This is a genomic window from Streptomyces sp. NPDC001056 (assembly GCF_053598955.1).
Map to the genome: position 1 here is coordinate 241,306 of NZ_JBSFLI010000007.1, position 12,455 is coordinate 253,760.

Annotated in this window: 11 protein-coding genes and 1 pseudogene; 7 read left to right on the plus strand and 5 right to left on the minus strand. The window is 73.6% G+C overall.

What is annotated here, in order from left to right:
• The first annotated feature begins 3 nt into the window (after positions 1 to 3).
• Positions 4 to 1,356 (plus strand): M20/M25/M40 family metallo-hydrolase, encoded by a 1,353-nt coding sequence (locus tag ACWDD7_RS11745; protein ID WP_450457226.1) that lies wholly within the window; start codon positions 4 to 6, stop codon positions 1,354 to 1,356.
• A gap of 456 nt (positions 1,357 to 1,812) precedes the next feature.
• Here ACWDD7_RS11745 and ACWDD7_RS11750 read toward each other — a convergent pair whose 3' ends face one another.
• Positions 1,813 to 2,640, minus strand: a complete 828-nt coding sequence (locus tag ACWDD7_RS11750; RefSeq protein WP_450457228.1) for a helix-turn-helix domain-containing protein — start codon at positions 2,638 to 2,640, stop codon at positions 1,813 to 1,815.
• Between the two features lie 111 nt (positions 2,641 to 2,751).
• On the opposite strand from ACWDD7_RS11750, the gene ACWDD7_RS11755 reads away from it, so the two are divergent.
• Positions 2,752 to 3,528, plus strand: a complete 777-nt coding sequence (locus tag ACWDD7_RS11755) for an alpha/beta fold hydrolase (protein ID WP_450457229.1) — start codon at positions 2,752 to 2,754, stop codon at positions 3,526 to 3,528.
• A gap of 114 nt (positions 3,529 to 3,642) precedes the next feature.
• Positions 3,643 to 4,344, plus strand: coding sequence for an MBL fold metallo-hydrolase (locus tag ACWDD7_RS11760; RefSeq protein ID WP_450457230.1), 702 nt, complete (start codon positions 3,643 to 3,645; stop codon positions 4,342 to 4,344).
• Positions 4,345 to 4,347: 3 nt separating this feature from the next.
• Here the strand turns inward: ACWDD7_RS11760 and ACWDD7_RS11765 are convergent, their stop codons facing one another.
• Positions 4,348 to 5,391: an NUDIX hydrolase gene (locus tag ACWDD7_RS11765; RefSeq protein ID WP_351881449.1), complete on the minus strand. Its 1,044-nt coding sequence runs from the start codon at positions 5,389 to 5,391 to the stop codon at positions 4,348 to 4,350.
• A 143-nt stretch (positions 5,392 to 5,534) separates the two neighbouring features.
• The gene (locus tag ACWDD7_RS11770) at positions 5,535 to 5,729 is read right to left on the minus strand and encodes a hypothetical protein (RefSeq protein ID WP_351875322.1); all 195 of its coding nucleotides are present in this window, start codon (positions 5,727 to 5,729) and stop codon (positions 5,535 to 5,537) included.
• A gap of 160 nt (positions 5,730 to 5,889) precedes the next feature.
• On the opposite strand from ACWDD7_RS11770, the gene ACWDD7_RS11775 reads away from it, so the two are divergent.
• The 3 genes and pseudogenes from ACWDD7_RS11775 to ACWDD7_RS11785 form a co-directional block, all read left to right on the plus strand.
• Positions 5,890 to 6,243: a hypothetical protein gene (locus tag ACWDD7_RS11775; RefSeq protein WP_450457231.1), complete on the plus strand. Its 354-nt coding sequence runs from the start codon at positions 5,890 to 5,892 to the stop codon at positions 6,241 to 6,243.
• 30 nt (positions 6,244 to 6,273) lie between these two features.
• Positions 6,274 to 7,044: a maleylpyruvate isomerase family mycothiol-dependent enzyme gene (locus tag ACWDD7_RS11780; RefSeq protein WP_450457232.1), complete on the plus strand. Its 771-nt coding sequence runs from the start codon at positions 6,274 to 6,276 to the stop codon at positions 7,042 to 7,044.
• A 121-nt stretch (positions 7,045 to 7,165) separates the two neighbouring features.
• Positions 7,166 to 8,377, plus strand: a pseudogene (locus ACWDD7_RS11785) (glycoside hydrolase family 27 protein); the annotation flags it as partial.
• A gap of 67 nt (positions 8,378 to 8,444) precedes the next feature.
• On the opposite strand, the gene ACWDD7_RS11790 reads toward ACWDD7_RS11785, so the two are convergent.
• Entirely contained in the window at positions 8,445 to 9,392 is a 948-nt protein-coding gene (locus ACWDD7_RS11790) for an ROK family protein (protein ID WP_450457233.1), read from the minus strand.
• Positions 9,393 to 9,571: 179 nt separating this feature from the next.
• Here ACWDD7_RS11790 and ACWDD7_RS11795 point away from each other — a divergent pair, with 179 nt between their 5' ends.
• A complete protein-coding gene (locus ACWDD7_RS11795; RefSeq protein WP_450457234.1) occupies positions 9,572 to 10,657 on the plus strand; it encodes a LacI family DNA-binding transcriptional regulator in 1,086 nt (361 codons plus the stop codon).
• Positions 10,658 to 11,079: 422 nt separating this feature from the next.
• Here the strand turns inward: ACWDD7_RS11795 and ACWDD7_RS11800 are convergent, their stop codons facing one another.
• Positions 11,080 to 12,378, minus strand: a complete 1,299-nt coding sequence (locus ACWDD7_RS11800; RefSeq protein ID WP_450457235.1) for a DUF6986 family protein — start codon at positions 12,376 to 12,378, stop codon at positions 11,080 to 11,082.
• Positions 12,379 to 12,455 lie beyond the last annotated feature (77 nt).

Here is a 12,455-nt window from a genome sequence, read left to right on the forward strand (position 1 = left end):
CCCATGTCGTCGAATCCGGTCGCCGAGACCGTCGCCTCGCTGCTGCCCCGGGCCAAGGCGGAGCTGACCGAGCTGGTCGCCTTCCGGTCCGTGGCGGACTTCGAGCAGTTCCCGAAGAGCGAGAGCGAGGCCGCCGCGAACTGGATCGCCGACGCGCTGCGCGCCGAGGGGTTCGTCGACGTCGCCCTGCTCGACACCCCCGACGGCACCCAGTCGGTGTACGGCTTTCTGCCGGGCCCGCAGGGCGCCAAGACGGTTCTGCTCTATGCGCACTACGACGTGCAGCCGCCGCTGGACGAGGCCGGGTGGACGACTCCGCCGTTCGAGCTGACCGAACGCGACGGACGCTGGTACGGCCGGGGCAGCGCCGACTGCAAGGGCGGTGTGATCATGCACCTGCTCGCGCTGCGCGCGCTGAAGGCGAACGGCGGCGTCCCGGTGAACGTCAAGATCATCGTGGAGGGCTCCGAGGAGCAGGGCACGGGCGGCCTGGAGCGGTACGCCGAGCAGCACCCCGACCTGCTGGCCGCGGACACCATCGTGATCGGTGACGCGGGCAACTTCCGGGTGGGCCTGCCGACCGTGACCACGATCCTGCGCGGCATGACGCTGGTCCGGGTGAGTGTCGAGACCCTGGCGGGCAATCTGCACTCGGGGCAGTTCGGCGGTGCCGCGCCGGACGCGCTGGCCGCGCTGATCCGGGTGCTGGACTCGCTGCGCGCCGAGGACGGTTCCACGACGGTGGACGGTCTGGACGCGTCGTCCGTCTGGGACGGCCTGGAGTACACCGAGGAGCAGTTCCGCGCGGACGCCAAGGTGCTGGACGGCGTCGGGCTGACCGGCTCCGGCTCGGTCGCCGACCGGCTGTGGGCCCGTCCGGCGGTCACCGTGCTCGGCATCGACTGCCCGCCGGTCGTCGGCGCGACCCCCTCGGTGCACGCCGGGGCGCGTGCGCTGGTCAGCCTGCGGGTGCCGCCGGGCGTGGACGCGATGGAGGCGAGCAAGCTGCTCCAGGTCCACCTGGAGACGAACACCCCGTGGGGCGCCCGCGTCACCGTGGAGCAGGTCGGCCAGGGCCAGCCGTTCCGCGCCGACGTCTCCAGCCCCGCCTACCAGGCGATGGCCGACGCGATGGCCGTCGCCTACCCGGGCGAGACCATGCAGTACGCCGGCCAGGGCGGCTCCATCCCTCTGTGCAACACCCTCGCCGGCCTCTACCCCGACGCGGAGATCCTCCTGATCGGCCTCAGCGAACCGGAGGCCCGGATCCACGCCCTGAACGAGAGCGTCTCGCCGCAGGAACTCGAGCGCCTGTCGGTGGCGGAGGCGCTGTTCCTCCAGAACTACGCGGGATAGCGGCCCCGCCGGGAAACCGCGGGAGGGCTGCCGCCGGCCGGCGCACGAGACGGTCTTCCGGGCGATCCTCGCCGGCCACGGCAAGGGCGCCGGTCACGGCAAGGGTGAGGCCGCCGTCCCGATCACGGTCGCGGCCCACCTGACCGGCACCGGCGAACCGGCCGAGCCCGGCGGCCCCCTCCCCGCACACACTGGTCCGGCCCGTGCCCGCCGCCGCGGACGCCGAGTACGACGCCGAGACCGTCCGCGCGGCCGCCGTCGCCCGGAACCCGGTCATCGCGGGCACGGGCGTGGCCGCCGGCGGCCACGCCCGCGACGCCGGCGCAGGGCGGTGGCCGCGACCGGCTCGCCCCGGCCCGCGTCATGCACGCGGCGCGCGCGGCCGTCGACCGGTACGGCTGCGACGACCGACGCTCTGTGCCCGTGGATACGCGTGCCCTTCTCGGGCACGCCTCCTCACTCGACGGCCACCGTCGCCTGCCACGCACCCGGGCGCATGCCCGTCGCCGTCCGGAAGAACACCGAGAAGTTGGACGCGTCGGGGAAGCCGAGCGCGTCGGCGCAGCGAGCCGCGGTGAGGCGGTCGTGCGCGAGGAGCCGTTTGGCCTCCAGGACGATCCGGTCGACGATGTACCCCTTCGCCGTGCGGCCGGTCACCTGCCGCACCGCTCGTGAGAGGGTGCGGGGCGCGTACCCCAGAGCACGGGCGTAGTAGCCCGCGTCGTGATGTTCCCGGAAGTGCGCCTCGACGCTGGACCGGAACAGCCGGAACACCGGGTGGGTGAGCCGTGCCTCGGCGTGCGGCGGCCGGAGCCGGGCGATGAGCGCGGAAAGCAGGATCTCGGGCAGCTCCGTCGGCATGTCCCCGGGTGGGGCGGACGCCTCCAGGAGGAGATGGTCGCGCGCGGTGTCGACGAACGGCCAGTCGGCGTCGGGAATGCTCCAGTGCGCGGCCGGGTCCGGGGACGCGACGAGCTCCCGGGTGGCGTGGGTGACCGGCGCGGTCGGCACGAACAGCACGAGGTGCCCCGCCACGTGAGCGATGTCGTCCCACCGGTGCACCGCTCCGGGAGGGACCCACACCGCGGACCGCTCCTCGATCGGGTGTCGGCGGAAGTCCACCGTGACGGAGCCGTGCCCGCTGTCGACGACGGCGAGGACATGGAAGTCGGCACGTTGGGTGCCGCCGTCGTTCAGCTCGCGAAGGCGGTCGAACGTCATCGTCTCGACCGCGGCGGCACGGCGTCCGACGGGCCGGTATGTCATCTGCCGGATCACGGTCACGTGTCCAGTTTCCACCATCGGGTGACCGGTCACGCCGATGCCGCGCCCCGGCCGCGAGGTTTCAATGAACACACGGGAAATCCGCCCGGAGCACTGACCGAGAGAGACACGATGAACGCGACGCAGCAGACGCTACTGCCCGTTTACGACCATCAGCCGGGGACCGGGCCGACCCTGGTGTTCCTGCACTACTGGGGTGGTTCCGCCCGCACCTGGGACCTCGTCGTCGACCGCCTCGCGGGCCGTGACCTGATCACTGTCGACTTCCGCGGGTGGAGCCGATCGGGCGGCATGCCCGGCCCCTACACGCTGCGCCGGCTTGCCGACGACACGCTCGCCGTGGTGGCCGACGCGGGCGTCACCGACTACGTCCTGGTCGGGCATTCGATGGGGGGCAAGGTCGCGCAGCTGGCCGCGGCGACCCGGCCCGCCGGCCTGCGCGGGATCGTCCTCGTCGGTTCCGGTCCCGCGAAGCCCGCCGCACGGATCACTCCCGCGTACCGGGAGGCCCTTTCCCACGCCTACGACTCCGACGAGTCCGTGGCCCGGGCACGGGACCACATCCTCACCGCGACCGAGCTGCCCGCGTCGATCAAGGCGCGGATCGCGGCCGACTCGCGAGCCGGCGCCGACGCCGCCCGCGCCGAGTGGCCGCTGCGCGGCATCGCGGAGGACATCACCGAGCACACCCGCATGGTCGGCGTTCCCGCCCTCGTCGTCGCGGGAGAGAACGACCAGGTCGAGCCCGTCGGCGTGCTCCGCGACAACCTGGTGCCCTACCTCTCCCGAGCCGGCTTCACGGTGATCCCGACTGTCGGTCACCTGATCCCGCTGGAAGCTCCGGCCGACCTCGCCGACGCCATCACGGCCTTCGCGCCGGCGGCCTGACCACCCGCGCGCGCCCTGACGACGGCCTCCGCCCCTGATCGCCCTGAGCCGAACGGTGTCCGCCCTGGGCAGAGCGGGGTCGTGGTCGGTGGCGGCTCGGCCTAGGGTCGGCGTATGGACGTCATCGAGCTCCTGCCGCGGCTGCATCTGCTCCGTTTCCCTGTCGGTCAGGCGTATCTCTGGCAGGACGGTGAGGAGTTGACGCTGGTCGACGCGGGGCCGATCGGGTCGGGGGCGCTGATCGCCGATGCGGTCAGGGGGTTGGGACGGGCCCCGGAGGACGTGCGACGGCTCGTGCTGACGCACTTCCACGAGGACCACGTGGGCGGGGCGGGCGAGTTCGCCGCGGCGAGTGGGGCGGAGGTGCTGGCGCACCGGCTGGACGCCCCGTTCGTCCGGGGTGGACTCCCCGGCCCGCCGCCGCGGTTCGAGGCATGGGAGCTGCCGGTCCATGCCGAGGTGTCCCGGCTTCTGCCCGAGGGCACGCCCTTGCCGCCGCCCTCGGTGACGGAGGTCGCGGACGGCGAGGTGCTCGGCTTCGGCGGCGGTGCCACCGTGGTGCACGTGCCCGGTCACACGGACGGCAGCATCGCCCTGTTCCTGCCCGCCGAGGGCGTGCTGTTCACCGGCGACACGGTGGCGTCGTCACCGGCGGACGGCACGGTGATGCCAGGGGTGTTCAACCTGGACGGGGACCAACTGCGCGACTCCGTACGGCGCCTGGCGGGCCTCGGTGCCGACGTGGCGTGTTTCGGGCACGGCGCCCCGGTGCTGCGGGGCGCCTCGGCCGAACTGCGCGAAGCGGCCGCGAAGTGACCGTCAGCCGACCGGGACCCCTGCCTCCAGATACAGCGCGGTACCGCGTTCGCGGGCGCGCAGGGCCCAGCGCAGGCGCTCGTAGCGGACCGGGGGCAGCATGCCCGCGGCCTCCTCCTCGGTGGCGAACCGCCAACCGCGCAATTCCGGCCCCGGCAGCGCCACTCGGGCCGCCTCCTCACAGGACAGCCGACCGCCGTCGAAGAGCAGCCGGAGCCCGCCGTAGCCGGGGGGCACGGGCCGCTCCCAGTCCACCACCAGCAGCCGGGGTACCTCACGCAGCCGTATCCCCGTCTCCTCGGCGACCTCGCGCATGCCCGCGCGGCCCGGGGCCTCGCCCCGCTCCACCACACCGCCGGGGAACTCCCAGCCGGGCTTGTAGGTGGGGTCCACGAGCAGCACCCGGTCCTGCTCGTCGAAGAGGAGCACCCCCGCGGCGAGGGTCTCCGCGGTGGGCTCGGGAGTCTGCACGATGTCACAGGGCGTGAAGTCGCCGCTGCCGACCGACTCGGCGATCCGTACGGCGGTCTCGTAGGGGGTCAGCGCGCTGGTGTCGACCAGATGCGCGTCCGCGGCGAGCCAGGAGGCGAGGGCGGCGCGGTACGGCTCGATGTGATCGTACGACCACTGCCGCACCCGCATCTCGCCGTCCGGCAGCTCGGAGGGCACCTCGCGTCCGGCTATTCGCGCTCGCAGGATCGTTTCGGCCGGGGCGAGGACCAGGTGCCGTACGGGAATCCGGCGGGCGGCGAGTCCCCCGAAGATCTCGTCGCGGTGCTCCTGGCGCAGCAGGGTCATCGGCACCACGAGCGTGCCGCCCAGTTCGCCGAGCATCGCGGCGGCCGTGTCGACCACGAGCCGGCGCCAGATCGGCAGGTCCTGGAAGTCGCCGACCTCGGCGAGGTGCTTGGGCGGCAGCAGGTGTGTGAGTGACCCGCCGATGACCTCGGGGTCGAAGAGCGCGCTGTGCGGGATCAGTTCGATCAGTTCCCGTGCGGTCGTGGTCTTTCCCGCACCGAACGCGCCGTTGATCCAGACGACGGTCACGGACTTCCCCCTCTTCTGTTGGCCCCCTGAGGCTTGCCCGCTCCACCCTGCCACGGAAACCCCGCTGCGGTGAGGGTGCGGTAAAGCGCGGTGCCGGTGCCCCCGTGAGGGGACACCGGCACGCGTCCGGCTCGGGCGCCGGGCTACTCCTGGCCGGGCGCCGGGGCGTCGGCGGGGGCCAGGCTCTCATGGCCGACCAGATCACCGGCGGAGTGCAGGGTGCCGGCGACGTCGAGGCCGTCCAAGGGCCCCTTGTCCGCCGCGTGGGACGGGGTGACGGCGGCCACGACGAAACCGGTGGCCAGGGTGGCGAGGGCGAGGATGCTGCGCTTCTTCATGCGCGGATCAACTCCGCGACAGGGCCCGGGGTCACGCGGGTACCGCCGGAACACCGAAACCCGCTGGCCGTGGGGCCGGGAAGGTCGGTAACGTCCGGTCACCCCGACCCGCCCGCCCGGACCGAGGGCCGCCACGCACGACGACCGGAAGAGTGACATCATGACCCGCGCCCGCCCCACGACCACCCTCTGGCGCCCCACCGGGCCCAGGGAACTGGATCTGGTGCGCGAGCTGGAGTGGCGGGGCTGGCCGCCCAGGCTGCCCGAGCAGCCGATCTTCTACCCGGTGCTCAACGAGGACTACGCGATCCGGATCGCCCGGGACTGGAACGTCCGGCACGACGGCGCCGGGTTCGTGACCCGTTTCGAGGTCGACGCCGGGTTCCTCGGCCGGTACCCCGTCCGCCGGGCCGGCGGTGAGACCATCCTCGAACTGTGGGTGCCTGCGGAGGAACTGGACGAGTTCAACGCCCATGTCCTGGGCCGGATCGAGGTCGTGCACGCGTTCCGGTGAGCCGTGGCACACGTATCCCGAGGAGTACGCGTGTTTTCCGCCTTCCCGTCCGGTACGGCCCGCGCCGGAGTCGATGACGTGGTCGAGGACGTCGCACGGTCGGCGGACCGGCTCGTCTCGGCCGCTCTCGCGCTGTCCGAGGCCGCGCTGAGAGCGCCTTCGGGGCTGCCGGGGTGGACGCGGGGGCATGTACTCGCGCATGTCGCGTACAGCGCCGACGCGTACACGTGGTTGCTCGGGCTCGCCCGTACCGGCCGGGAGCCCGGTCCGAGGGCGGACGCGACGACGGTGGCGCGGGATGCCGTACTGCCCGCCGAGCGGCTGGCCGACCGGCTGCGGACCGGCCTCGACCGGTTCACGAACGGGGCGCGCGCGCTGCCCGCGCCTGCCTGGGGACGGCTGGTCCCCGCGCTGGCCGGCTGGCGTCATCCGGCCTGGTACCTGCTGCTGCGCTGCCTGCGGGAGGTCGAGACCCACCATCTCGACCTCGCCGTCGGCCATGGCACCGAGCACTGGCCGGACCGCTACGTCGGCTGGGCCCTCGACGACACCCTCACCACACTGGGTGCCCGGGGATTCCCGGTCGCTTCCGTGGAGGCCGTCGACCTCGGACGGCGCTGGACGGTGTCGGCGACGGGACCGGACGTCACCGGTGAGGGGCATCGCGTTCTCGGCTGGCTCACCGGACGGCTCCCGGCCGACGGGCTGCGGACCGACGCGCTCACACCCGCCTCCGTCCTCCCGGCCCCACCCGCCTGGCCCCAGCCCCCGCTGCCCGGTTGGGGGCGCGAGGACCGCTGAGCCACCGAAGCGCACACGTCCGAACGGCGGCCGGTGCGCTCGCCGCACCCCTTCCACCGTGCTCGGACACGTTCTACCGTGAACGCCCCTCTTTTCCCGGCGCGTTGGAGGAACGTCGACCATGCGCACATCCTCGACCCGCACAACCGCCCGACGCGCGGCCGGAGTCCTCCTCGCCGGACTGCTCTGCGCCGCGGGCCTCGTCACCGCTCCGTCCGCCGCCTCCGCCGCGCCCGGCCTCGCCGACGGCCTCGCCCTCACCCCGCCGATGGGCTTCGACAACTGGAACTCCACGCAGTGCGGGCCCGGCTTCGACGAGGCGATGGTCGAGGGCGTCGCGGACCTCATCGTCGCGAAGGGCCTGAGGGACGCGGGGTACCGGTACGTCAACCTGGACGACTGCTGGGCCTTCCCGTTCCGCGACCTCAACGGCAGGCTCGTCCCGGACCCGGTCCGCTTCCCCCACGGGATCAAGGCGCTTGCCGACTACGTCCACGCCAAGGGGCTCAAGCTCGGCATCTACACCAGCGCAGGTCTGCGGACCTGCGACGTCATCGGCATGCCGGGGGCCCTGGGCCACGAGTACGGCGACGCACGGCAGTTCGCCGACTGGGGCGTGGACTACGTGAAGTACGACAACTGCAACAACCTGGGCATCGACGCGAAGGCGCGCTACACGACCATGCGGGACGCGCTCGCGGCGACCGGGCGGCCCATCGTCTACAGCATCTGCGAATGGGGCGAGAACAAGCCCTGGGAGTGGGCCCCTGGCATCGGCCACCTGTGGCGCACCACCGGTGACATCAGCGACCGTTGGTCCTCCATGCTGTCGATCGTCAAGCAGAATCTGCCGCTCGCCCCGTACGCGGGTCCCGGCCACTGGAACGACCCCGACATGCTGGAGGTCGGCAACGGCGGGATGACGGACACCGAGTACCGCTCCCACTTCTCCCTCTGGTCGGTGATGGCCGCCCCGCTGCTCATCGGCACCGACCTGCGCGAGGCGTCCGCGGCGACCTTCGACATCCTGGGCGACGAGGAGGTCATCGCCGTGGACCAGGACCCGCTCGGCAAACAGGGCACCGTCGTCTCCAGCACCGGCGGACGCTGGGTGATCGCCAAGGAGATGGCGGACGGCAGCCGCGCGGTCGCCCTGTTCAACGAGTCCGGCACCGCGCAGCCGATCACCACCACCGCGAGGGCCGTGGGCCTGCCCGCCGCGGACGGCTACACCCTGCGGGACCTGTGGCAGCACACCGACGGCCACTCCGGCGGGGCCATCGCGGCCACCGTCCCGGCACACGGCACCGTCCTGCTGCGCGTCCGGGCCGACGCGGACTGAGCCGGCCGCCGACGACCCGAACCGGCTCCGGCCCAGGCCCAGGCCGACCGGCGACCGCCTAGCGCCGCACCGGTCCCGGCCCCCTGATCAGCGCCGCCGCCGCGGCCCCCACCAGCCCCGCGTCCGTCCCCATCTGCGCGGGCACCACCGTCAGCCGCCGCACGAACGACAGCGTGGCGTAGTCGGCCAGCGCCTCCCGCAGCGGCGTGAAGAGGACGTCGCCCGCGTTGCCGACCCCGCCGCCGATGACCGCGATGTCGATCTCGACCAGCGTCGCGGTGGCCGCGATCCCGGCGGCGAGCGCCCGCGCGGCCCGTTCGAAGGAGGCTATGGCGACCGGGTCGCCCGCCCGCGCGGCGGCGGCCACCGCGGCGGCCGAGGTGTCGCCGTCCGGGCCCGGCCGCCACCCCTGTTCCCCGGCGCGGCGGGCGATGTTCGGGCCGCTGGCGATCCGTTCCACACAGCCCCGCGAACCACACGGGCAGGGGTCGCCGTCGAGGTCGACGCTGATGTGCCCGATGTGCCCGGCGTTGCCGGTCGGACCGGGGTGCAGTCGTCCGTTCAGGACCAGGCCGCCGCCGACGCCCGTCGAGACCACCATGCACAGCGCGTTGTCATGGCCACGGGCAGCGCCCTGCCAGTGCTCGGCGGCGGTGATCGCGACGCCGTCGCCGATCAGCTCGACCGGCAGCCCGCCGGTGGCCGCGCGTACCCGCTCGACCAGCGGGAAGTCCCGCCAGCCCGGCACGTTCACCGGGCTGACGGTGCCCGCGGAGGCGTCCACCGGGCCCGCGCTGCCGATGCCGACCGACCCGACCAGTCGCCACAGGGACGAACCGGCGAGTTCGCCGAGCACCTCCTCGACGGCCCGCATGACCGTCTCGCCGTCCTGCCGGGCGGGTGTGGCGCGCTGGGCCCGCTCCAGGATCAGTCCGCGGCCGTCCACCAGCCCGCCGGCGATCTTGGTGCCGCCGATGTCCAGGGCTGCCACGAGGTCGGTGCGCATCAGAGTCAGATCTCCCCGTTGAACGGTCGGGAACCAGGGACAGGGCGGGTGGCGCGGCGAAGGGCGCGGTCCCGCGCGGAGCGGTGGACAGTCTCTCGCGCACCTGACAACGTTGTCCAGGCTCTATGCTCGACGCCACATCCTCATACAAGCCCATGGGCCGCCGCACCACACCCCCCATGGGGACCACGGACGACAGGACAGGACAGCGCATCGTGCCCGAGACCACCCGCCGCGCAGACCGCCACCCCGGGAACCGCTACGGCAACCGCCCGACGATGAAGGACGTGGCGGCACGGGCGGGTGTCGGGCTGAAGACGGTGTCCCGGGTGGTCAACGGCGAGCCCGGGGTCACCCCGGACACCGAGCGCCGGGTGCAGGAGGCGATCGACGCGCTGGGGTTTCGCCGCAACGACAGCGCGCGGGTGCTGCGCAAGGGCCGCACCGCGAGCATCGGCCTCGTCCTGGAGGACCTCGCGGACCCCTTCTACGGCCCGCTGAGCCGGGCGGTGGAGGAGGTCGCCCGCTCGCACGGCGCTCTCCTGATCAACGGCTCCAGCGCCGAGGACCCGGAGCGTGAGCGGGAGTTGGCGCTGGCGCTGTGCGCGCGGCGGGTGGACGGCCTGGTGGTGATCCCGGCCGGGGACGACCACCGCTATCTGGAACCGGAGATCCGGGCGGGCGTGGCCACGGTGTTCGTGGACCGTCCGGCCGGGCGGATCGACGCCGACGTGGTGCTGTCCGACAACTTCGGCGGGGCCCGCGACGGCGTGGCCCATCTGATCGCACACGGCCACCGCAGGATCGGGTTCATCGGGGACATGCCCCGCATCCACACCGCGGCCGAGCGGCTGCGCGGCTATCGGGCGGCCATGGAGGACGCGGGGATACCGGTCGAGGACCGCTGGATGTCGCTCGGGGTGACGAGCCCCGAGCGGGTGCGCCGCGCGGCGCAGGAGATGCTGTCCGGACCCGACCCCGTCACCGCGGTCTTCGCGGGCAACAACCGGGTGACGGTCACCGTGGTCCGGGTCCTTTCCGAACAGTCCCGGCAGGTCGCCCTCGTCGGGTTCGACGACTTCGAACTGGCCGATCTGCTGCAACCGGGTGTCACGGTCGTCGCCCAGGACGCGGCGGCCCTCGGCCGTACGGCGGCGGAGCGGCTCTTCCGGCAGCTGGACGGCGGTCTCGTCGCACCGGAGCGGATCGAGCTGCCCACCCGGCTGATCACCCGCGGCTCGGGCGAGCTGCCCCCGGCCGGCTGAGGCGCCCGGGAGTCGTTCGGCCTGGGCCGGACCGGCGGCGGCCGGACGTGATCGACGCCGGCGAGGGGGTGCCGCCGGCTTCCCGCGGGCCCGGCTGCCCGCGCCGGACGTCCAGGTCCGGTCGGCCGACGGCGCGGGGCCGCCAGGGACGCACGCGGACGCCGACCGGCACGGTGTGCCGCACGACGACACCGGCGTGCCCCCGGCCGGCGCCCGCTGCTCGCCGAACCCCTCCCCAGATCACCGCGGTCGAGTGCGCGGTTCGGGGTGACAGCCGAGGAGTCCGGTGAACGGGCGCGCGGCGACACGGGGTTGCGCGCGGTACCCGGCTGTTCGCCGAGCACCGCTGGGTGACGGAGCCGGGGCTCGAACCGCGTCTCGCCCCATGAACCCGCGTGCCCCCTGGGCCCCGCGAGCCCCGACTACCGCGCCGACGTGGTGAGATCGCCGCGCCGGGGCGCCGCGAAGCCCTCCAGTCCCGCGCGGCTCAGCCCCGTGCGCTCGGTCACCTCGGCGAGGTCGAGCGCGCCGCAGTCCAGGCCGCGCAGCAGATAGCCGCCGAGCGCCTTGGCGGTGGCGGGCTCGTCCAGGACGTCGCCACCGGCGCGGTCGGCGTACCGGGCGAGGCGGGCGGCGGCCTGCTCGAAACCCTCGCGGTAGAAGGCGAAGACGGCCGCGTAACGGGTCGGGAGGTGGCCCGGGTGCATGTCCCAGCCCTGGTAGTAGGCGCGGGCGAGGGCGCGCCGGGTGAGGCCGTAGTGCAGCTGCCAGGCGGCGTGGACCTGCTCGGTGGGGCCGACCGGGAGGACGTTGGTGGAGCCGTCCGAGACGCGTACGCCGGTGCCCGCGGCGGCGACCTGCATGACCGCCTTGGCGTGGTCGGCGGCCGGGTGGTCACTGGCCTGGTACGCGGCGGAGACGCCCAGGCAGGCGCTGTAGTCGAAGGTGCCGTAGTGCAGCCCGGTGGCGCGGCCCTCGGCGGCCTGGATCATGCGGGCGACGGTCGCGGTGCCGTCGGCCGCCAGGACGGCCTGGCTGGTCTCGATCTGTATCTCGAAGCCGAGCCGCCCCGCGTCCAGTCCGTGAGCCTTCTCGAAGGCCTCCAGGAGCCGCACGAAGGCGCTCACCTGCTCGGCATAGGTCACCTTCGGCAGGGTCAGCACCAGCCCGTCGGGCAGCCCGCCCGCCGCCATGAGCCCGGTGAGGAAGACGTCGAGGGTGCGGATGCCACGGTCCCGCACCGCGGCCTCCATGCACTTCACGCGGATGCCCATGTACGGCGCCGCCGTGCCCTTCTCGTACGCCTCGGCGACCAGCCGGGCCGCGCGGGCCGCGGTCTCGTCCTCCTCGGCGTCGGGGCGGGGGCCGTAGCCGTCCTCGAAGTCGACCCGCAGGTCCTCGATCGGCTCGCGCTCCAGCTTGGCGCGGACGCGGGAGTGGACCGGCTCGGCCAGCTCGTCGGCGAGGCCGAGGACGGCGGCGAACGAGGCGGCGTCCGGGGCGTGTTCGTCAAGAGCGGCGAGGGCCCGGTCGCCCCAGGAGCGGACGGTGTCGGCGGCGAAGGCGTCCCCGGGGACGTAGACGGTGTGGACGGGCTGCCGGGTGCCGGGGTCCCCGGGGTAGCGGCGCGCCAGCTCCGCGTCGACCGGTGCGAGCGAGGCGCTGATCTCCTCGCCGACAGCGCCGGAGAGGCTTGTCGCCACGTTCTCCTGCTGACCCATCCCACACCCTCCAATATTCCGCTGTACGGAATCAACAATCCGTAGAACGAAGTTATCCGGCGCCCTTCTCGCTGGTC

Bases quoted from the DNA above. Each gene is read 5' to 3' on its own strand.
- ACWDD7_RS11745 (WP_450457226.1), top strand. From the start codon at position 4: ATGTCGTCGAATCCGGTCGCCGAGACCGTCGCCTCGCTGCTGCCCCGG.
- ACWDD7_RS11755 (WP_450457229.1), top strand. From the start codon at position 2,752: ATGAACGCGACGCAGCAGACGCTACTGCCCGTTTACGACCATCAGCCG.
- ACWDD7_RS11760 (WP_450457230.1), top strand. From the start codon at position 3,643: ATGGACGTCATCGAGCTCCTGCCGCGGCTGCATCTGCTCCGTTTCCCT.
- ACWDD7_RS11770 (WP_351875322.1), bottom strand. From the start codon at position 5,729: ATGAAGAAGCGCAGCATCCTCGCCCTCGCCACCCTGGCCACCGGTTTC.
- ACWDD7_RS11775 (WP_450457231.1), top strand. From the start codon at position 5,890: ATGACCCGCGCCCGCCCCACGACCACCCTCTGGCGCCCCACCGGGCCC.
- ACWDD7_RS11790 (WP_450457233.1), bottom strand. From the start codon at position 9,392: ATGCGCACCGACCTCGTGGCAGCCCTGGACATCGGCGGCACCAAGATC.
- ACWDD7_RS11795 (WP_450457234.1), top strand. From the start codon at position 9,572: ATGGGGACCACGGACGACAGGACAGGACAGCGCATCGTGCCCGAGACC.
- ACWDD7_RS11800 (WP_450457235.1), bottom strand. From the start codon at position 12,378: ATGGGTCAGCAGGAGAACGTGGCGACAAGCCTCTCCGGCGCTGTCGGC.